We start from the raw sequence: 19174 nt of genomic DNA on the forward strand, positions 1-19174 counted from the left end.
ACATGAATACGGTAGAGATAATCAATAAGAAAAAATACGGAGAAGCATTATCTTATGAAGAAATCGAGTATATGATAGATGGATATGTCAATGATACGATACCGGATTATCAAATCGCAAGCTGGTTGATGGCCGTGTATTTTCAAGGTTTAAACAGTGATGAGACCTCTGCACTTACAGACTTCATGGTGAAGTCTGGGGAAACCATTGATTTATCCTTTTTAAATACCACAGTTGTAGACAAACACTCTACTGGCGGCGTAGGGGACAAGGTCAGTTTAGTAGTCGCTCCGATTATCACGTCCTTAGGCATCCCTTTTGCAAAAATGAGCGGACGCGGGCTCGGTCATACCGGCGGAACAGTAGATAAGCTGGAATCGATTAAAGGGTTTCATACAGAGCTTCCGTTAGACAGGTTTAAAGAGCAGGTACAAGAATTAGGTATCGCGCTGGTCGGACAATCAGGGAATTTAGTACCTGCGGATAAAAAGATTTATGCTTTAAGAGATGTGACAGGTACGGTTGACTCTATTCCATTAATTGCAAGCTCCATCATGAGTAAGAAAATAGCCTCCGGAGCAGATGCCATCGTATTAGATATTAAAGTCGGCAATGGCGCTTTTATGAAAACAGAAGAGGAAGCAAGGAAGCTTGCGGAAACAATGGTTGCCATCGGGAAAAAGTTAAATCGGGAAACCGTGGCTGTTTTAACTAATATGGATCAGCCTCTTGGCACAGAAATCGGTAATGGAAATGAAGTGCTGGAGGCAGTAAAATTATTACGTGACCAGGAATATAGTCAGGATTTATATGATGTCTCTGTAGAGATTGCTGCGCAAATGGTCTATCTGGCCGGAAAAGCAACGACGGAAGAACAAGGCAGAAAATTGGTTGAAGAAGTGATTCAAAATGGAGATGCTTATGAGAAGTTTGTTACCTTTATTGAGGCACAAGATGGGGATATGTCCAGTATTCATGAAATCGAAGCAAAGCAATCTATTGATGTGACTGCAGAGAAGGCAGGGTATATTTCTTCTGTCGAAACACAGCAGATGGGAGAGGCTGCTATGCTGCTCGGCGCCGGCAGAAAAACAAAGGATGATCAAATCGATCATCAAGTAGGAATCACCTTTCATGTAAAGCTGGGTGATAAGCTGGAGGCTGGCGATAAGCTTGCAACCATCCATACTAATATAGAAGATAATGCAGCTGTCATTCAGAAAATAAAGGATGCAATTACAATTACAGAAACTCCCGTTCAAGTAAATCCAAGTGTTATTGGTGTTATCCATTAAATAGAGATGAGTGGAAAAAGAGCTTTAGAAATCACTGTATAGTGTCTAAAGCTCTTTTTTTCTTTTTTTAAAATGGATTGGTCGCCCATTGTGCAGATTGCTTAATAAAAATACGCTGATTTAATTTTAATTGAGCTGCGATATATTCGGCGATATCTTCCGGCTGCATAAACTTATCTTCGTTCTTTTCTTCTAATTCATCGCCAAAAGCTAGCTCAGTTGCGACTAAGCTGGGGTTCATGGTAAATACACGGATGTTTTCTCTGCGTACCTCCTGCATCAATGCTTCTGACATGCCCTGAATAGCAAATTTAGATGCGCTGTAGGCAGTTGAGCCTGCGGTTGCTTTTAATCCATTGCTGGAAGAAATGTTGATAATGTCTCCTTTTTGCTTGCTGACAAGATGCGGCAGCACTTCCTTCAGCATATGATATGTTCCAAAAACATTCACTTCAAAAATATGCTTCCATACTTCCTCATCCATATCCTGAAAATTACCGTAATCGCTTATTGCTGCATTATTAATCAAAATATCTGCTTTGCCTAATTGCTGTTCTAGCGTCTGAACCGCAGATTTGACTTGGTCATGCTTCGAAATATCCGCACTGCAGGTGACAACAGAAATACCTTCATTTTCTAATCCCTTTTGGACATTCTCCAGCTTTTCCTGGTTTCTGGCAATTAAACCTAGATGAACGCCTTCTTTTGCTAATTGGCGCGCAGTCGCTTTGCCAATTCCGCTGCTTCCGCCAGTTATATAAGCAATTTTTCCCCTGATATCTTGACTCATTTCCAAAACTCCCTTCTTTATCCCAATTCTCATCCTAGTATAGATGAGAGTTTGCTGAACAACAAAAAAGATGCTCTCTCCTTCATTTGTTAATCAAAAAAATAGTATGAAATAGCGTCAATATGGAAATCCTAACAGTATTATTGTAATTTGGAGGGAAGCAGTATGAAGAGACGAATCTTATGCATGATTGGATTACTTATTGGAACGATATTTTTTAACTATTCAACTGTTTTAGCGAATGAAGAGAACAAAGAAGAAACAAAGTTAGCTGAGGATGCGTTATCCAGTGTTTTAATCGAACAAAACACAGGCACCGTATTGTTTGATAAAGATGCGCATGAACAATTACCGCCAGCCAGTATGACTAAAATAATGACCTTGCTTCTTATTATGGAAGCTTTAGAAAAAGAGGAAATCTCCAAAGAAGACATTGTTGTCGTCAGTGAATATGCTGCTTCAATGGGAGGGTCACAGGTATTTTTGGAGGCAGGGGAAGAAATGTCAGTTGATGATCTGATAAAAGGAATCGCGATTGCTTCCGGAAATGATGCCAGTGTTGCCATGGCAGAGAAGATTGCTGGAACAGAAGAGGAATTTGTCCGGGCGATGAATAAAAAAGCGGAAGAACTTGCGTTAGAGAATACTCATTTTGCGAATACAACCGGGCTGCCGGCAGCCGATCATTATAGCAGCGCCTATGATATGGCAGTAATGACGAGAGAATTATTACACTTTGAAGATATCACAAATTATACATCCATTTACGAAGATTATTTACGACAGGGGGAGGAAAATGAGTTTTGGCTGGTAAATACAAATAAGCTGATTCGTTCATACCCGGGGGCAGATGGCATGAAGACGGGTTATACAAATGAAGCAAAGTATTGTCTTACAGCTACAGCCAAACGCGATGATATGCGGGTTATCGCTGTAGTTATGGGAGCAGAAACGCCTAAAGAACGTAACAAAATGATATCCGGATTAATGGATTATGGATTCCAAAGCTACAAAACAGAACAGCTTTTTGCCAAAGAAGAAACTGTGATGGAGCTCAACAAAATAAAAGCAGACCCGCATCATTTTGATATTGTTACTGAACAGAGTGTGCATACCCTGCAGAAAAAAGGGCAGGAAGAAGCAGCTGTCACAACAGAAGTTTCCATTCAGGATAATTGGGAATTCCCAGTTAAAAAAGGCACCGTGGTTGGAGAGCTCACCGTCAAAGAAAATGATGAGCCTGTATACGCTACCCCGCTTATTGTGAACGAGGATATCAGCGAAGCATCTGTTTTAGAATTAGCAAAACGTACCATGCAAAAAATGGTGAAAGCAGCCGATTAACACGGATTTCCACTTCTTTTGTCGAGTAGCAGGAAATAGTCATTTGTTTAGAGAATACACTAACTAAGGACGTTCCGAAAGTCTGTAAAAAGAGCTTGAGAAAGAAATTTCCTGTTCTCTTTCCCGGACTTTCTGAACATGTATTTTAAGCAAAAACACAACTATTTCACAACAAAGAGGAGGAGCATTTGCACATGGGATTACAAACAACATTTGAAGTAAGAGGCGATGTGCTGATTGTACGTATGGAAGGTGAGCTGGATCATCATGAGGCAGAAGGATTGAGAGATACGTGGAAGGATTGGATTTATATGCATTCCATTAAACATATCATCTTGAATCTAAACGGAGTTAGTTTCATGGACAGTTCTGGGCTGGGGGTTGTTTTAGGACGTTATAAAGAAATTGTTCAATTGGGAGGAGAGATGGTTCTTTGTTCTGTGTCTCCTTCACTGCATCGTCTATTTGATATGTCAGGCTTTTACAAAATTATACGTTTAGAAGAAAATGAAGAACGCGCACTTCAAGGCTTGGGGGTGACATCATGAGAAATGAAATGTCTTTTTCTTTTTCAAGTATCAGTGAAAATGAGGCTTTTGCCAGAGTTGCTGTCGCATCTTTTATCACACAGCTGGACCCGACAATGGAGGAATTAACAGAAATTAAAACCGTTGTTTCGGAAGCAGTGACAAATGCCATCATTCATGGCTATGGAAGCGAACCGCATCATAAGGTATATATTGACTGCGTTCTATACGATGGAGAAATAGAGCTGACCATCCGTGATGAGGGACAAGGTATTTTAAACATTGATGAAGCAAGGGAACCTTTATATACATCAAAGCCAGAAATGGAACGATCCGGCATGGGTTTTACGATTATTGAAAATTTCATGGATACCGTGGAAGTCATTTCTGCTCCTGAAAAAGGGACTTCCGTTTATATGAAAAAGCAATTATCCAAATCAAAAACGGTATATAATTAAGGTCTCTGTCGTGAATATTCATAAAACGGAGGAAAGAGAGCAGCTTTCCAATGAGCAGGTAAAGAAAATGATCCGGTTAAGCCAATCCGGTGATAACGAAGCAAGAGAAGAGCTGATCCGCCGAAATGTCCGGCTTGTCTGGTCTGTTGTGCAGCGATTTGTTAATCGGGGATATGATCCAGATGACTTATTTCAAATTGGGAGCATTGGGCTGATTAAAGCAGTGGATAAATTTGATTTATCCTATAATGTTAAATTTTCTACCTATGCCGTTCCCATGATTATTGGAGAGATACAACGTTTTATTCGTGATGATGGCAGTGTGAAGGTCAGCCGATCTCTGAAGGAGATGGGGAATAAAATCCGCCGCAAACGGGAAGAAATGTCGAAAGATTTAGGTCGTTCTCCATCTGTAAATGAGCTGGCAGAAGCTTTAGAGCTGGAACCAGAAGAAATTGTACATGCACAAGAGGCGGCAAAATCACCCCAATCCATTCATGAAACGGTCTATGAAAGTGATGGAGATTCCATTACTTTATTAGACCAAATCGCGGAGCAGGACTCCAGATGGTTTGAGAAATTATCCATTCAGGAAGCCGTACGATCGCTTACTGAACGGGAAAGGTTAATTATTTACCTACGATATTATAAAGACCAGACACAGACCGAAGTGGCTGAAAGGCTCGGAATTTCTCAGGTACAGGTATCTAGACTGGAGAAAAAGATTTTAGAGGATATGAAAAAAAATATGGATGCAGGCTAAGAGGAAAGCTTATTTGTGTGACTCACACAGATAAGCTTTTTTTCGTTCAATTGTATTTATCGCAGTGTAACTAGCTGGGACTAGGACTGCGATTATTCCTCACATCGAAGAACTTTTGTAAGACTCCCGCTGAGTAAAGCCTTGTTTTACATTTAAGGCTTATATTTTGTTCTCTTTTAACAAATACTATTGGTTAAGGAAATGAAGATAAGGGTGAGTTAACCATGGCAGAGCTTGTATATATAAGAATGCGGAAAAAAATAGTCCTAGAAACATGGCAGGAGCTCAAACTAAAAGATATTGCTTATATATCCACACAGTCAAACAAAAAGGAATTATTGGAAGATACGTCGATTTACCGCCTATCCAAAAAAGATAAAAATATCTTGGTAATTGACAGCTTTTTGGTAATTGATCACCTTACAAAGGAATATTCCGATATTGAATTTCAGCTGCTCGGACCGGAACAAACGCTGATACAAATTGAACCGCGTAAAAAAGCAACCCATCCTTTGGTTCTTACATTTGTCTGGCTGCTGCTGTTTGTCGGATCGGCAATGACTATTATGAACTTTCATTATGATGTAAGCATGCAGCCCGTCCAGCAAAAACTGCATTTTCTCCTGACTGGCACCGAAAATGAGTATCCTTTATGGATTCAGATTCCTTATTCATTAGGTCTCGGCGTAGGAACCATTCTTTTTTTTAATCACTGGTTTAAAAAAAGATTTAATGAAGAGCCAAGTCCGCTGGAAGTAGAAATTTTTAATTATCAGCAGGATTTACAGCAGTATATCAATACAATGGAAAATGAATTGAATGATCCAAGAAATTCTTCTTAATATCCTGCAAATTTTTATTGGCTTCAGCAGCGGGGTTGCAGTGGGTGCGGGTTTTGTTGCTTTTATTACGGTATTGGGGATTATTCCGAGACTGATTCAATTAAGCAAGACAGAGAAATACATCAAAGTTTATGGAGCGGCAGTTATTATTGGGTTATTAATCGGGACTTATTTCTCTTTTGCTCCTATTTCCACATCACAATCTGTGTTTGCATTGATGCTATGGGGATTATTTCATGGCATTTTTAACGGAATGCTTGCTGCAGCATTAACAGAAGTATTAAATGTTTTCCCGATTCTCTCACGGAGGATAGGTATGGACGGCTATGTGATTTTATTTATGATGGCCCTGATGCTGGGTAAAGTATTTGGTTCGCTGTTTCAGTGGGTTTATTTTGTCCGGTAAAATACAGCAGGTTTTTTATCCAAAATTATTAATTCTTGATAATTTAAGCTTCCAAACAAGAAGCTGAGACGCAAAACAGTTTTGCTTTTCCAATATAAGCTGACAAACAGAAGGTGATTACATGCAGACAGATAAAGAAAAAAAGAGCCCAATCTCTCCTCATATTGATGATATCTATGCGTATATGAAAAAGAGGGTAGGCTTAGAAAAATCGTATGATTTGGGCTACAGGGAGACAGTCGTCCTGAATCAGCGTATCCAGATGTACTATGTAAATGGTCTTACGGATACCTCCGTTGTACAACAGATTTTAAGAGTAATGGTTGAAATCAATGATAATGAATCAGAAAGTGACAAGATTGGAAAAATCATTGAAAACCGGCTGGTCCATCAGCAGGTAGAACATGTTCAAACAATGGATGAAGCAGTTGATGAAGTACTCAGCGGTCTGATAGCTGTATTTATTGATGGAAAAGAATATGCACAAATTATTGATGTGCGTAATTATCCCGGAAGAACTCCAGAAGAACCGGATACAGAGAAAGTCATTCGTGGATCAAGAGATGGGTATACAGAAAATATTGTAGAAAACACAGCGCTCACCAGAAGACGCTTGCGGGATGAAAGTTTGCGGAATGAAATGATGAAGGTTGGCGAACGTTCGAAAACAGATGTTTGTATCACCTACATTGAAGATATAGCTAATCCGAATTTAGTAAAGCACTTAAAAAATCTGATTGGAAAAATTCAGGTCGATGGTATGTCGATGTCTGATAAATCATTAGAAGAATTTTTACTGGTTAAAAAATGGAATATATATCCGCTGGTTCGATATACAGAGAGACCAGATGTAGCGACAAGTCATTTATTAGAAGGTCACGTCATTATATTTGTCGATACTTCTCCCAGTGCCATTATTATTCCAACAACTTTTTTTCATCACTTGCAGCATGCGGAAGAATATCGGCAAGTGCCGACAATCGGTACATGTATTCGTTTTATTCGCTTTCTTGCTGTGCTGGCTGCATTATTTCTTTTGCCGACCTGGCTTCTGTTTGCGGTTGAACCGTCTTTGCTGCCGGATAAATTAAGTTTTATCGGGCCCAATGATGAAGGGAACATTCCAATAACCGTTCAGATTATTATTGCAACGATAGGGATTGAATTCTTAAGAATGGCAGCGATACACACCCCGACTCCTTTATCCACAGCGATGGGATTAATTGCAGCTGTTTTAATTGGGGAAATAGCGATTGAGGTCGGATTGTTTTCGCCAGAGGTTATTTTATACATTTCAACGGCTGCTATTGGAAATTATGTGACACCAAGTTACGAGTTAAGTGTTGCGAATAAGGTAGTTACAATTATTCTGGTCCTTGCGGTAGGATTATTCGGTTTTCCCGGCTATATGATTGGAATCACCCTTTATATATTTTTTATTGTTCAGATCAGATCGATGAGAACGCCGTATATGTGGCCTCTGCTTCCTTTTAACTTAAATGCAATGAAACAAATTATATTTCGGATGCCGGTTCCGAATAACAAACATCGCCCGAGTATTGTACATCCTCGTAATAACTATCGCCGTCCTTGAAACGATTATTCAAAAAGACAGGGGCATGATCGGTTTCCAGTTACTTGCCGCCTGTAAAATGGAGGGACTGCGAAAAGGAAATACAGCAATCCCTCAACCTTTGTTTATGACAGCTTATTGATTGTTTCATCTCCTTCTGGCTGAAGTATTGTTTTTTGCTTTCATTATTTACTGTCTTGTGATAAAGTATTTAATTATTTAAACAATGGGGGAAAAAGAATGATACTTGATGCACACCCCTTTACCGTCAATACAAAGGGACATTTAGAAATTGGTGGTGTGGACACCATCGAATTAGCAGAAAAATATGGAACACCTTTATATGTCTACGATGTAGAAATGATCCGAAAGCATGCCAGAGCTTTTGTACAAGCATTTCGTGATGCTGGAATTACCGGAAGGGTTGCTTATGCGAGCAAGGCCTTTTCAACTATTGCGATGCTACAGGTTGCCAAACAGGAAGGACTATGTCTAGACGTGATTTCTGAAGGTGAATTATATACAGCACTTCAAGCAGAGTTTCCTGCTGAAAGAATTCATATGCATGGAAATAATAAGAATGAAAAGGAAATCGCGATGGCTGTGGAGCATGACATCGGCTGTATCGTGATTGATAATTTTCATGATATTGCACTGTTGGACCAAGAGCTTATCAAACAGGAGAAAACGATGGATGTGTTATTCCGGGTAACCCCTGGTGTGGAATCAAAGACGCATAAATACATTATGACAGGGAATGAAGACTCTAAATTTGGGTTCGACCTGCAAAATGGACAGGCAGAAGCTGCTCTTAAGAAGGTGTTGGGACATCCGAGAATCCACCTGAAAGGCCTTCACTGTCATATTGGTTCACAAATATTTGAAACAAATGGTTTTCGAGCAGCAACGGCTATCCTTTTTGCTAAGCTGGAAGATTGGAAGCAGAAATACAAATTTGAAGCGGATGTGTTAAATTTAGGTGGAGGATTCGGCATTCGTTATACCGAAGATGACCAGCCGCTTCCGCTGGCGGAATATGTGAAAGATATGATTGACAGCGTGGAAGAAAATTGCGATAAATATAAGATGAAATTTCCAGAGATTTGGATTGAGCCCGGCCGCTCCATTGTAGGCGATGCAGGAATTACGTTATATACAATCGGATCTAACAAAAAAATTCCTGGTGTGAGAGAATATTATTCCATTGATGGCGGGATGACAGATAATATTCGCCCTGCACTATACCAATCAAAATATGATGCGGTGATTGCAAATCGTCCGGAAGCCAGTCCGGAAAAAGAAGTTTCTATTGCAGGGAAGTGCTGTGAATCTGGCGATATGCTGATTTGGGACCTTCCAGTGCCGCGTATTGAAGATAAGGATATCCTGGCTGTATTCTCGACAGGAGCGTATAATTACTCGATGGCAAGCCATTACAATCGTTTGACCAAACCTGCTGTTGTGTTTATTGAAGAAGGGCAGGATCACCTTGTCGTCAAGAGAGAAACATATCAAGATATTGTTAAAAATGATCTGTCTTATGATGGGATAAAGAGCTTTACTTGAACGGAATAAGTGGTAAAATAAAGTATAATTGTTTTTAGAAGGAGATTTGCTGAAATGAAAAAAGGTTATATCGAAATGGAAAATGGAAATAAAATTGAATTTGAATTGTATCCAAATGAAGCGCCGGGAACTGTAGCTAACTTTGAAAAATTAGCGAATGAAAAATTTTATGATGGATTGACTTTTCATCGCGTAATCCCCGGTTTTGTCAGCCAGGGCGGCTGTCCAGTCGGTAATGGTACAGGTTCTGCGGGATATACAATCAAATGTGAAACAGAAGGGAATCCGCATAAACACGAGGAAGGCTCTTTATCTATGGCGCATGCCGGAAAAGATACAGGAAGCTCTCAATTTTTCATTGTTCATGAGCCGCAGCCGCATTTAAATGGCGTTCACACAGTTTTTGGAAAAGTGACCTCCGGTGTTGAGCTAGCAAAAGCAATGTCTAACGGAGATGTAATGAAAGAGATTCGTGTCGAAGGATAACATTATATTTCTCGCTTCATCGTTATCGTTGTTTTTACTTAAATTTTAAAATGGTGCTTTTCATTATATTGGAAATGCGTTATACTTTCAGAGTAAATACTGATTAAAATTTAAAAGGATTACCATACAAGAAATTTAATGAGGGGTAATTATGTTAATTCGCTTTAAAAGAAACTTAGAAAAAATTGCTATGGGCTTATTATCATTTATGCCTGAGGAAAAAGATGTAAAAAAATTGCAAGAAACGATTCGTGAATATGAAGAAAATGAAGATTTGCATTTACATTTGTGGAAAGAAGGCGATGATGTCCTCGGAGCAATCGGCGTACAAATCGTGGATGACAATCAATTGGTTATTAACCACCTTACCGTGAATCCATCTCATCGGGATCATGGAATCGGTTCACGAATGATTGCTGAGATTCATCGTATTTATTCAAATAAATACGAGATTGTGCCCTCTGAAAGTGTAAAAGCCTTTTACGAGAAAGCAAAGGATGATGATAAAAGCCAACCCTGATACGGGTTGGCTTTTCATTCGTTGCAAAGTCTATTTATTTCAAGTATTTTAGTACCAAGCTGCTCCTACAATTACTAATAAAATAAATAGTACAACGATTAAAGCAAATCCACCTGCGTAACCACCAGAATAACCACTCATTTTATTTCCTCCTTTTTAGTTCAATCCATAAATGTTTTGTGCTAACATTTATATTACGTTATAACTTATGTAAGCTGAGCAAATAGTGTATGGGCTTTTGCAATTAAATTATTACTTTTTAAAGTAAATGATGCATTGTTTTGGTCAGCTTGAGAGGAATTACAGCGATGATTCAAGGATATGAAGTTAAATTAGAAAAATTTGAAGGACCATTAGATTTATTGCTTCATTTAATAAATCACTATGAAATCGATATTTATGACATTCCGGTTGCTCAGATTACACAACAGTATATGGATTATATTCATACGATGCAGCATTTGGAATTAAATATTGCCAGCGAATATCTGGTAATGGCTTCTACCTTGCTGGCGATCAAAAGCCAGATGCTTCTTCCCAAGCAGGAATTCGAAGAGGAAGAGATGGATGAAGCATATATGGAGGATCCCCGTGAAGAACTGATGCAGCGTTTAATTGAATATCGAAAATATAAAGAAGCTGCGGAAGCATTAAAAGAAAAAGAGGCGAAAGAGCAGCAGGTCTATACGCGCTCGCCAGTTGTTTTTGATTTTAAAGATGTTCTGCCTGAAAATGTGAATGCAGGGAATGCTTCTGTTTTTGATATGATTGGCGCTTTGAAAAAAATGATGCAGCGAAATCAATGGAAAGAGCCGCAAGATACCGTTATCGAACGAACGGAAATACCGATAGAAAAACGGATGGATGAAGTACTGCAGCAGGTTAAAAGCAGTAAAAATGGCATTACATTCTATGCTTTATTTCCTGTTCCTACGAAATCATATATCGTATCCACTTTTGTAGCTGTTTTGGAATTAATGAAAAAAAGAGAAGTATATGCAATGCAAGAAAATCATTTTGAAGAATTATATGTTTATAGCATGGAGGAGTCATCGTGGAATTAGATTATTTAAAAGGGGTTGCGGAAGGCCTGTTATTTGCCGGCGGTGATGAAGGAATAACCGTGAGCGAGCTGAGCAATGTCCTTGATGTTTCCTTAGATGAGGTTCGTCAAATTGTAGATGAGCTTCAAACAGATTATAAAGAACAGAATCGGGGGCTGATGATTCTCAATGCTAATGGGATGCTCAGCTTAACAACCAAACCGGTTCACAGTGAATATTTTAAGAAATGGGTTATTCAGCCCAAGCCAAGCAGGATGTCTCAGGCTGCGTTAGAAACATTGGCAATCATTGCTTATCAGCAGCCGATCACACGGACAGAAATCGATGAGATACGGGGTGTCCGCAGTGAAAGACCTTTGCAAACCTTAGTATCCCGGATGTTAGTAGAGGAATGTGGAAGAAAAGAAACAGTCGGCCGCCCGACTCTTTTTAGAACAACAAAGGAATTTCTCACCTTTTTTGGTTTGTCTACGCTTGAAGAGTTACCGGAATTAGAAACCTCCTTAGACTCTGAAGCGGATGCATCCGATGTTGATTTATTTTTCGACCAGTTTCCGAACGAGTAAATAACAAGACCTTACAGATAAGTGATTCCCGCTTATCTGTAAGGTTTTTTCGTCCCCAATATACATAATAGCTTGTTCCTCACATATAAATAAACAAGAAGCATGTTATGACTGGCTGGCAGACAAGGAGTTAGAAATAATGCAGTGTTTAATGAGGAGGAGCCAAGCTGATGCGTTTGTTTATATGGATAATTGTCATTATCATTAGTTTTTTATCATTCCCAATTCATGGACATGCTGCGGTAAATGTATCCGCACAGCATGCTATTTTAATTGAACAGTCCTCAGGCAGAGTTTTATTTGAAAAAAATGCAGAGGAACCAGCTTCAATAGCAAGCATTACTAAAATAATGACTGCAATTATTGCTGTGGAGTCTGGAAAAATGAATGAACAGGCGACGGTTTCCAGAAATGCCATTTATACAGAAGGCTCATCAATTTATCTAGAGCAGGGCGAAAAGATGAAGCTGACAGATTTAGTGTATGGACTGATGCTCCGTTCAGGTAATGACGCTGCTGTAGCAATTGCGGAGCATGTTGGCGGAAGTGAAGAAGGATTCGTCTATTTAATGAATGAAAAGGCTAAATGGCTGGGGATGGAGAATACACACTTTGATAATCCACATGGGTTAGATTCTGATACACATTATTCAAGCGCTCATGATATGGCGATTCTCATGCAATATGCAATGGAAAATCCAATTTTTCAAGAGATAAGCGGGGAAACCAGTTATTTATCGGAGAACAGGACGTACCACTGGCAAAATAAAAACAAGCTGCTGACCTATTTTTATGAATATTGTACTGGAGGGAAAACAGGGTACACCAAGCAGACAGGCCGGACGCTTATTACCACTGCGGAGAAGGATGGAATGGAGTTAATTGCAGTAACACTGGATGCTCCAAACGACTGGCAGGATCATATTTCGATGTTTGAATGGGGATTTGACCAGTTTGAAATGAAAGAAATCGATATGAACGGGGAAACGATAACAAATAGGGAGACAACAAAAGATACTGTCCAGGTACCGCTTTATAAAAATAGGCATGATGACTGGGCAAAGGATGTTTATCTCGAACAAAACCGGCCGGCGCTTCAGACAAGTAATGCGCATCACGTGCATCATGAGGAAGATTTGTTGAGTGAGGTAATGCATGTATTTCATTCGATAATAAGGTGGGATGCAAATGATTAATTGGATTTGGATCTGCATGGCTGCCATTGGAATTATTTATGCAATGTTTTCAGGCAATATGGAAGCGGTGAATGAAGCTATTTTTGAAAGTGCCGCACAGGCGGTTACGTTGGCTATAGGATTGATTAGTATCCTGGTATTTTGGCTGGGCATGATGCGCATTGCGGAAGAAGCGGGTATTTTACGGGGACTTGCCAAAATTTTTCGTCCGCTTATTTCGAAAATATTCCCGGAAATACCTAAGGATCATCCGGCGTTGGGCTATATTTTATCTAATTTAACTGCAAATATGTTTGGGCTGGGCAACGCTGCTACCCCTTTAGGAATTAAAGCAATGGAGGAAATGAAAAAACTAAATAAGCATTCAGAAACAGCATCTCGTTCAATGATAACTTTCCTTATTTTAAACACCACCGGACTGACACTAATCCCCACAACGGTTATTGGTATCAGGATGCAATACGAATCTGCTTCTCCTACTGAAATTGTCGGAGTGACGTTATTGGTTACCTGTATTGGTACCATTGCCGGACTGATTATTGATCGGTTTTTTTATTATAAGAGTACGTGGAGGAAATCATGATGGGGTTTATCAGTGTAATTAGTATTTGGATGATTCCTTGTTTTATTTTGTTCATTATGATCGCGGCAAGCATGAAGAGATTACCGGCATATGATTTGTTTGTGGAAGGAGGAAAGGAAGGCGTAAAAACAGCTGTTTCTTTACTCCCTTTTTTAGTAGGAATGATTACTGCTATTTCGATATTGCGCAGCTCCGGGGCGTTAGATGCGTTTGTAGATATATTATCTCCTCTGCTAGCCTTTATTGGTTTTCCAGCAGAAGTTTTACCCCTTGCACTCATCCGCCCAATCTCCGGAACTGCAGCGTTAGGGATGACAACTGAAATCATTGCCACCTACGGGCCGGATTCTTTTATCGGGACAATTGCTTCGGTTATGCAGGGAAGCACGGATACTACCTTATATGTACTTACCATCTATTTCGGTGCAATCGGTATTAAAAAAATTCGTTATGCACTGCAGGCAGGATTATTAGCTGATTTAATTGCTATACTTGCAGCTGTATTTCTTGTTACAATGATGTTTGGGTAAATAATCAGCTGAAGTGGAAATACCTTTTCCCTAAAATTATACTTTCCTAACAGATAAAATAAGGCTATGATGAAGATATGTGAAAAAATATCTTTATCATAGGCTTTCTTATTTTTGTGAAAACAGCAGATTATTAGGTATAACAAGTGAAAATAGTATAATATAAGAAAGCGATACATGGATTGGAGCTCGGATATCAGTTACAGTATGTTATCCATTTTGGGGAAAATAAAAGAAAAAGATAGGAGATTTATATGTCAAAGCATGAAGAAAGATTACAAAAGGTTATTGCTCAAAGCGGAGTGACATCCAGAAGAAAGGCTGAGCAATTGATTCTTGATGGAAAAGTAAAAGTAAATGATCAAATCGTTACAGAGATGGGGGTAAAGGTAACCTCCCAGGATAAAGTAGAGGTAGATGGGGTTCCGCTAGAAAAAGAGGAATTTGTATATTATTTGCTGTATAAGCCTAGAGGGGTCATCTCCAGCGTGAAAGATGATAAAAATAGAAAAGTAGTTACCGATTTTCTTCCGGAAGTCGAAGAACGCATTTTTCCGGTTGGCCGGCTGGACTATGATACATCAGGAATATTACTGTTAACGAATGATGGGGAATTCGCTAATCAGCTGATGCACCCAAGTAAAGAGATTAATAAAGTGTATGTAGCAAAAATCAAAGGTATTCCTCATAAAAAGGAATTGTTAAAATTACGGAAGGGTGTTGTATCTGATGGAGAGAAATTAAAAGCCGTCGATGTTCATATGCTTTCCAATGACAAAGAAAAGAAAACTTCCATTATTGAATTGACGCTGCATGAGGGCAAAAACAGACAGGTGCGAAGAATGCTGGAAGCGATTGACTTTCCAGTAATGAAACTGAAGCGTGAGCAATATAGCTTTTTGACACTGCACGGATTAAATGCCGGTGAATATAGAGCACTCACGCCGAAAGAAGTCAATCAGCTTCGGAATATGTCCACAAAATTGTAAGATAATATTCAAATTTAAACGCTTTAGTCAATGTTATAATGAGTTGGGAAAGGGGGACGGAAAACTATGAGCAGGGAAGAAAGAGATATTCAAAAACAAAAAAAGAAACGAAATCGCTTCATTTTTCGTTCTTCTATATTAGTTGTGTTGGTTGGCGCAGTCATATTTGCACTATTTTCAAATTCAAAGGACGAGGATGAGATATACCGTGCAGGCGACGCTGCTCCTGATTTTCAATTGACTCAAGTAAATGACGCAGTTGATGAAGATGTTACACAGCTCAGCGATTTCGAAGGCAAAGGGGTTATGCTAAACTTTTGGGCAACATGGTGCGGACCGTGTAAAGACGAAATGCCGTATATGCAGGAATTATATCCGAAATACAAGGAAAAAGGCGTTGAAATTGTAGCAGTCAGTCTAGATGGAACCGAATTAGTTATTGATAATTTTATTGAAGATTATGGGTTGACTTTCGCTATTCCGCATGATACAAATTCGGATGTCAGAGACTTGTATCGAATCAGGCCGATGCCGACAACCTTCTTCATTAATCCGGATGGTACGATAAATGAGGTTGTCCAAGGAGCTTTGACATTAGAAAGATTAGAGGGGCATTTAGACGCAATCACACCGGATGCATCATGATAATCCATGAGAATGGGGGCAGACAATGAATAAAATAAAATGTGAATGCGGCCACATGAATCCTGAAGGTACCGTATTATGTGAAGCGTGCGGAAAACCGGTAGAGGGAAATCAGCATATCGACGGAAATGATGATAAAAAACTGTTGAATATGCGATATGATGGCAGTGCCCGCCGTTCACAAACATATCAGAAATCAATCATTGATAAGATTTGGAGTTTTTTCTCTTCTGTAAAAGTAGGGGTATGGCTGATTGTTTTAGCGTTAATTGCCTCGATTATGGGTACGATTTATCCGCAGGAACAATTTATCCCGCAGGATGCTGTATCAAGAGACCCTGCCATTTTTTATGAAGAAACGTATGGTATTTTAGGGTTGATGTATTATCAGTTAGGATTCCATCATATGTACAGTTCTTGGTGGTTTATCACTTTAATCGCGTTAATAGGTATTTCGCTGGTCATAGCCAGCTTAGACCGTTTTGTTCCGCTATACCGGGCATTAAAACATCAGAAGCCTAAAAAACACAAGAAGTTTTTATCCAGACAGCGATTATACAGTGAATCAGCTAATGCAGCTGATGCGGATGTAGACAAGCTGGTAAAGAGTTTAAAGAATTCCAGATATAAAATAACAGAAAAAGATGGCCATATATTAGCTGAGAAAGGCCGGTTTTCAAGATGGGGTCCTTACGTAAATCATATTGGTTTAATTATTGTATTAATTGCAGCTATTTTGCGTACGACACCTATCATGTTCTCTGAAGATTATATATGGCTTCGTGAAGGGGAGCAGAGAGTTATTCCCGGCACAGATAACCAGTATTACATAGAGAATAAAGACTTTATTGTGGAAACACACAATGGAGAAGGAGAAGACGGTTTTCAAGAGGGATCTGTTGATGATGAAATTGCAACGAATTTCCAGACCGATGTTGTTATTTATGAAGCAACGAATGCGGATATCGTTGGTGCTGAACCGGAGCTGGAGCCAATTCTTGATTACTCAATCCAAATGAATAATCCGGCAAAATTTGATGGATACACCTTATATCAACAAGGTTATCAGTTAAATGAATTTGAAAATATGACTTTTTATATTCATGAAGAAGATGATGAAACGCAAGAATCTCTAGGCTCTTTCACGATTGACTTAACTAATCCAGACCGGGTGTATGAATTAGACAGCGGTTTCCAGGTAGAGTTAACGAATTATTATCCAGATTATATTATGACGGAAGAAGGAACACCGGCTTCAGAAACAGACTATCCCAGAAATCCGGCATTTGTAGTGACTGTGTATCCTCCTGATTCAGAAGAAGGAGAGGTCAGCTTTCTTGGAATTGGCATGAATGTAGATGCTACAGGAGAGAACCAATACAAAGTAGCAATTGACGGTGTGGAATTCAGGGATGTCAGCGGTATTACAGTTAGTTCCGATCGGACGCTTCCTTTCTTTTTAATTGGTGCTATGATCTTTATGATTGGGGTTATTCAGGGAATGTACTGGCAGCACCGGCGTATTTGGATTAATAAACAAAAGGACAATACACTGCTTCTCGCAGCTCATACAAACAAAAACTGGTTCGGACTCAAACGTGATATTGAAAAAGCAGTAGAAGGTACGAATGTCACTATGGTGAAAGACCAGCAGGAGTTAGATGAGTAAAAATGAAATGGTTGAGAAAGGATTGGAGGTAAATGAATGGGTATATACAGTGTTAGCAGTACCGCCCTGCTTATTGCTTTTCTTTTATATTTGGTTGCCACCTTCTTTTTTGGAGGAGCAATTCGTCAAAATAAAAACGAGCGTCATCAGAAAACAAAAGCAGGGACTATCGGTTTAGTTATTACAATAATTGGTTTCGCTTCGCAGCTCGTATACTTTATAGCAAGATGGGTGATGACTGGTCATGCGCCGGTGAGTAACCTTTTTGAGTTTACAACCTTTTTAGGGATGTCGATGATTTTAGCATTTATTATTATTTACATCTACTATAAAACAGCGTTTTTAGGGGTATTTGCTTTACCTTTGGCTACGATTATTATTGCATATGCAAGTATGTTCTCGTCAGATGTGGCGCCATTGGTAGCGTCTTTACAAAGTTATTGGCTCCCAATTCATGTTTCGACAGTATCTTTGGCACAGGGCATTTTATTTATCAGCTTTGTTGCCGGATTAATGTATTTAATTCGGCAGATTGACCAAACCAGAGCAACACTGCGTAATACCATGCTGGAACTAGTTATTTATGGTATCTTTTTATTTGTTGGATTTATTGTCATGACAAGCATATTTAATGCTGTTTCGTATCAAGCAACCTTTGAAGTGGAAGGGAACGGACAGCAAACCGTTGCGGAATATCATCTTCCGCCTATTGCAGCCCCTCAGGACAGCACGTTATTATCGGAAAATGTTATGAGTCCGTGGTTTGAAGTGCCTGGCTGGATGCATGGTGATGATGCAGGCAGAAAATTTAATACGGTGATTTGGTCATTCTTTGGAGGAAGTATTATTTATGGAATTGCCTTTTTAATTTCCCGCAAACGAATCGGGAAAAGACTGCAGCCTCTTCTGAAAGGGGTCAAACCGGATATGCTGGATGAAATTATGTATCGTTCAGTGGCAATCGGTTTCCCTGTCTTTACTTTAGGCGGTTTGATATTCGCGGCGATTTGGGCCCAGATTGCCTGGGGAAGGTTCTGGGGCTGGGATCCAAAAGAAGTATGGGCATTAATTACCTGGCTTTTTTATGCAGCATTCCTGCATTTGCGGCTATCCAGAGGCTGGCATGGGGAAAAATCAGGCTGGCTTGCGGTTGTTGGTTTTGCCATTATTATGTTCAATCTGATTGTCGTAAACCTGGTCCTTGCCAGTCTGCACTCTTACGCATAATGTAAGTTGCAGAAGAATGCAGGAAGGGTGTGCGATAGAAAAGAGAATTGTTATCACAGAGCTGGTAGCAATTCTTTTTTCTATGGACATAAATTTAATAGGCGTCATAACAGAGAGGAATGCTCTTAATTCCTT

The 19174-nt window shown here is 39.4% G+C and carries 22 protein-coding genes; 20 read left to right on the forward strand and 2 right to left on the reverse strand.

All coding sequences use genetic code 11. The features are described 5' to 3' along the window. The first annotated feature begins 2 nt into the window (after positions 1–2). On the forward strand, positions 3–1295 hold the full coding sequence (locus tag ACZSMY_RS04140) for a pyrimidine-nucleoside phosphorylase (RefSeq protein WP_042534248.1): 1293 nt from the start codon (positions 3–5) through the stop codon (positions 1293–1295). Between the two features lie 67 nt (positions 1296–1362). On the opposite strand, the gene ACZSMY_RS04145 is transcribed toward ACZSMY_RS04140, so the two are convergent. Next, entirely contained in the window at positions 1363–2085 is a 723-nt protein-coding gene (locus ACZSMY_RS04145) for a 3-ketoacyl-ACP reductase (RefSeq protein WP_256704727.1), read from the reverse strand. A gap of 165 nt (positions 2086–2250) precedes the next feature. On the opposite strand from ACZSMY_RS04145, the gene ACZSMY_RS04150 reads away from it, so the two are divergent. The 10 genes from ACZSMY_RS04150 to ACZSMY_RS04195 all read left to right on the forward strand — a co-directional run bounded on the left by ACZSMY_RS04150 (position 2251) and on the right by ACZSMY_RS04195 (position 10570). After that, positions 2251–3429 (forward strand): D-alanyl-D-alanine carboxypeptidase family protein, encoded by a 1179-nt coding sequence (locus tag ACZSMY_RS04150; RefSeq protein ID WP_042534244.1) that lies wholly within the window; start codon positions 2251–2253, stop codon positions 3427–3429. A gap of 194 nt (positions 3430–3623) precedes the next feature. Then, positions 3624–3977, forward strand: a complete 354-nt coding sequence (spoIIAA, locus tag ACZSMY_RS04155; RefSeq protein ID WP_042534242.1) for an anti-sigma F factor antagonist — start codon at positions 3624–3626, stop codon at positions 3975–3977. Continuing rightward, a complete protein-coding gene (spoIIAB, locus tag ACZSMY_RS04160) occupies positions 3974–4414 on the forward strand; it encodes an anti-sigma F factor (RefSeq protein ID WP_042534241.1) in 441 nt (146 codons plus the stop codon). The genes spoIIAA and spoIIAB overlap by 4 nt, the downstream gene beginning before the upstream one ends. 10 nt (positions 4415–4424) lie before the next feature. Then, positions 4425–5177 carry an RNA polymerase sporulation sigma factor SigF gene (gene sigF, locus ACZSMY_RS04165; RefSeq protein WP_042534240.1) on the forward strand — a complete coding sequence of 251 codons (753 nt, stop codon included), beginning with the start codon at positions 4425–4427 and terminating at the stop codon, positions 5175–5177. 224 nt (positions 5178–5401) lie between these two features. After that, positions 5402–6019 (forward strand): stage V sporulation protein AA, encoded by a 618-nt coding sequence (locus ACZSMY_RS04170; protein ID WP_042534238.1) that lies wholly within the window; start codon positions 5402–5404, stop codon positions 6017–6019. Continuing rightward, positions 5997–6425, forward strand: a complete 429-nt coding sequence (locus ACZSMY_RS04175) for a stage V sporulation protein AB (protein ID WP_042534236.1) — start codon at positions 5997–5999, stop codon at positions 6423–6425. Before ACZSMY_RS04170 ends, ACZSMY_RS04175 begins: the two co-directional genes overlap by 23 nt. A 121-nt stretch (positions 6426–6546) precedes the next feature. Continuing rightward, positions 6547–8019, forward strand: coding sequence for a spore germination protein (locus ACZSMY_RS04180; RefSeq protein ID WP_042534234.1), 1473 nt, complete (start codon positions 6547–6549; stop codon positions 8017–8019). Positions 8020–8238: 219 nt separating this feature from the next. Next, a complete protein-coding gene (gene lysA, locus ACZSMY_RS04185; RefSeq protein WP_042534232.1) occupies positions 8239–9564 on the forward strand; it encodes a diaminopimelate decarboxylase in 1326 nt (441 codons plus the stop codon). A 54-nt stretch (positions 9565–9618) separates the two neighbouring features. After that, on the forward strand, positions 9619–10050 hold the full coding sequence (locus ACZSMY_RS04190; RefSeq protein ID WP_042534229.1) for a peptidylprolyl isomerase: 432 nt from the start codon (positions 9619–9621) through the stop codon (positions 10048–10050). 151 nt (positions 10051–10201) lie between these two features. Continuing rightward, complete coding sequence (locus tag ACZSMY_RS04195; RefSeq protein WP_042534228.1) at positions 10202–10570, forward strand: GNAT family N-acetyltransferase; 369 nt, start codon at positions 10202–10204, stop codon at positions 10568–10570. Between the two features lie 48 nt (positions 10571–10618). Here ACZSMY_RS04195 and ACZSMY_RS04200 read toward each other — a convergent pair whose 3' ends face one another. Then, the gene (locus ACZSMY_RS04200) at positions 10619–10711 is read right to left on the reverse strand and encodes a YjcZ family sporulation protein (RefSeq protein ID WP_040981479.1); all 93 of its coding nucleotides are present in this window, start codon (positions 10709–10711) and stop codon (positions 10619–10621) included. A gap of 167 nt (positions 10712–10878) precedes the next feature. On the opposite strand from ACZSMY_RS04200, the gene ACZSMY_RS04205 reads away from it, so the two are divergent. The 9 genes from ACZSMY_RS04205 (at position 10879) to ccsB (ending at position 19039) form a co-directional block, all read left to right on the forward strand. Continuing rightward, complete coding sequence (locus tag ACZSMY_RS04205) at positions 10879–11634, forward strand: segregation/condensation protein A (protein WP_226894687.1); 756 nt, start codon at positions 10879–10881, stop codon at positions 11632–11634. Then, positions 11625–12200 (forward strand): SMC-Scp complex subunit ScpB, encoded by a 576-nt coding sequence (scpB, locus tag ACZSMY_RS04210; RefSeq protein WP_193062193.1) that lies wholly within the window; start codon positions 11625–11627, stop codon positions 12198–12200. The genes ACZSMY_RS04205 and scpB overlap by 10 nt, the downstream gene beginning before the upstream one ends. A gap of 170 nt (positions 12201–12370) precedes the next feature. Continuing rightward, positions 12371–13396 (forward strand): D-alanyl-D-alanine carboxypeptidase family protein, encoded by a 1026-nt coding sequence (locus tag ACZSMY_RS04215; protein WP_212928176.1) that lies wholly within the window; start codon positions 12371–12373, stop codon positions 13394–13396. Continuing rightward, on the forward strand, positions 13389–13979 hold the full coding sequence (locus ACZSMY_RS04220) for a nucleoside recognition domain-containing protein (protein WP_042534221.1): 591 nt from the start codon (positions 13389–13391) through the stop codon (positions 13977–13979). The genes ACZSMY_RS04215 and ACZSMY_RS04220 overlap by 8 nt, the downstream gene beginning before the upstream one ends. Further along, entirely contained in the window at positions 13979–14509 is a 531-nt protein-coding gene (locus ACZSMY_RS04225; protein WP_042534219.1) for a spore maturation protein, read from the forward strand. Before ACZSMY_RS04220 ends, ACZSMY_RS04225 begins: the two co-directional genes overlap by 1 nt. Positions 14510–14763: 254 nt before the next feature. Further along, entirely contained in the window at positions 14764–15498 is a 735-nt protein-coding gene (locus ACZSMY_RS04230; RefSeq protein ID WP_042534217.1) for a pseudouridine synthase, read from the forward strand. Positions 15499–15564: 66 nt separating this feature from the next. Continuing rightward, the gene (resA, locus tag ACZSMY_RS04235) at positions 15565–16143 is read left to right on the forward strand and encodes a thiol-disulfide oxidoreductase ResA (RefSeq protein ID WP_042534215.1); all 579 of its coding nucleotides are present in this window, start codon (positions 15565–15567) and stop codon (positions 16141–16143) included. 25 nt (positions 16144–16168) lie between these two features. Next, on the forward strand, positions 16169–17812 hold the full coding sequence (gene resB / locus ACZSMY_RS04240; protein ID WP_465147475.1) for a cytochrome c biogenesis protein ResB: 1644 nt from the start codon (positions 16169–16171) through the stop codon (positions 17810–17812). 36 nt (positions 17813–17848) lie between these two features. Then, positions 17849–19039: a c-type cytochrome biogenesis protein CcsB gene (ccsB, locus tag ACZSMY_RS04245; protein ID WP_042534211.1), complete on the forward strand. Its 1191-nt coding sequence runs from the start codon at positions 17849–17851 to the stop codon at positions 19037–19039. The last annotated feature ends 135 nt before the right edge of the window (positions 19040–19174 follow it).

The sequence above is a fragment of the Oceanobacillus sp. B139/18 genome (genome assembly GCF_055524595.1).

Excerpts from the sequence above, each read along its gene's own strand:
- ACZSMY_RS04140 (WP_042534248.1), top strand. The coding sequence starts at position 3 with ATGAATACGGTAGAGATAATCAATAAGAAAAAATACGGAGAAGCATTA.
- ACZSMY_RS04145 (WP_256704727.1), bottom strand. The coding sequence starts at position 2,085 with ATGAGTCAAGATATCAGGGGAAAAATTGCTTATATAACTGGCGGAAGC.
- ACZSMY_RS04150 (WP_042534244.1), top strand. The coding sequence starts at position 2,251 with ATGAAGAGACGAATCTTATGCATGATTGGATTACTTATTGGAACGATA.
- spoIIAA (WP_042534242.1), top strand. The coding sequence starts at position 3,624 with ATGGGATTACAAACAACATTTGAAGTAAGAGGCGATGTGCTGATTGTA.
- spoIIAB (WP_042534241.1), top strand. The coding sequence starts at position 3,974 with ATGAGAAATGAAATGTCTTTTTCTTTTTCAAGTATCAGTGAAAATGAG.
- ACZSMY_RS04170 (WP_042534238.1), top strand. The coding sequence starts at position 5,402 with ATGGCAGAGCTTGTATATATAAGAATGCGGAAAAAAATAGTCCTAGAA.
- ACZSMY_RS04175 (WP_042534236.1), top strand. The coding sequence starts at position 5,997 with ATGATCCAAGAAATTCTTCTTAATATCCTGCAAATTTTTATTGGCTTC.
- ACZSMY_RS04180 (WP_042534234.1), top strand. The coding sequence starts at position 6,547 with ATGCAGACAGATAAAGAAAAAAAGAGCCCAATCTCTCCTCATATTGAT.
- lysA (WP_042534232.1), top strand. The coding sequence starts at position 8,239 with ATGATACTTGATGCACACCCCTTTACCGTCAATACAAAGGGACATTTA.
- ACZSMY_RS04190 (WP_042534229.1), top strand. The coding sequence starts at position 9,619 with ATGAAAAAAGGTTATATCGAAATGGAAAATGGAAATAAAATTGAATTT.
- ACZSMY_RS04195 (WP_042534228.1), top strand. The coding sequence starts at position 10,202 with ATGTTAATTCGCTTTAAAAGAAACTTAGAAAAAATTGCTATGGGCTTA.
- ACZSMY_RS04200 (WP_040981479.1), bottom strand. The coding sequence starts at position 10,711 with ATGAGTGGTTATTCTGGTGGTTACGCAGGTGGATTTGCTTTAATCGTT.
- ACZSMY_RS04205 (WP_226894687.1), top strand. The coding sequence starts at position 10,879 with ATGATTCAAGGATATGAAGTTAAATTAGAAAAATTTGAAGGACCATTA.
- ACZSMY_RS04215 (WP_212928176.1), top strand. The coding sequence starts at position 12,371 with ATGCGTTTGTTTATATGGATAATTGTCATTATCATTAGTTTTTTATCA.
- ACZSMY_RS04220 (WP_042534221.1), top strand. The coding sequence starts at position 13,389 with ATGATTAATTGGATTTGGATCTGCATGGCTGCCATTGGAATTATTTAT.
- ACZSMY_RS04225 (WP_042534219.1), top strand. The coding sequence starts at position 13,979 with ATGGGGTTTATCAGTGTAATTAGTATTTGGATGATTCCTTGTTTTATT.
- ACZSMY_RS04230 (WP_042534217.1), top strand. The coding sequence starts at position 14,764 with ATGTCAAAGCATGAAGAAAGATTACAAAAGGTTATTGCTCAAAGCGGA.
- resA (WP_042534215.1), top strand. The coding sequence starts at position 15,565 with ATGAGCAGGGAAGAAAGAGATATTCAAAAACAAAAAAAGAAACGAAAT.
- resB (WP_465147475.1), top strand. The coding sequence starts at position 16,169 with ATGAATAAAATAAAATGTGAATGCGGCCACATGAATCCTGAAGGTACC.
- ccsB (WP_042534211.1), top strand. The coding sequence starts at position 17,849 with ATGGGTATATACAGTGTTAGCAGTACCGCCCTGCTTATTGCTTTTCTT.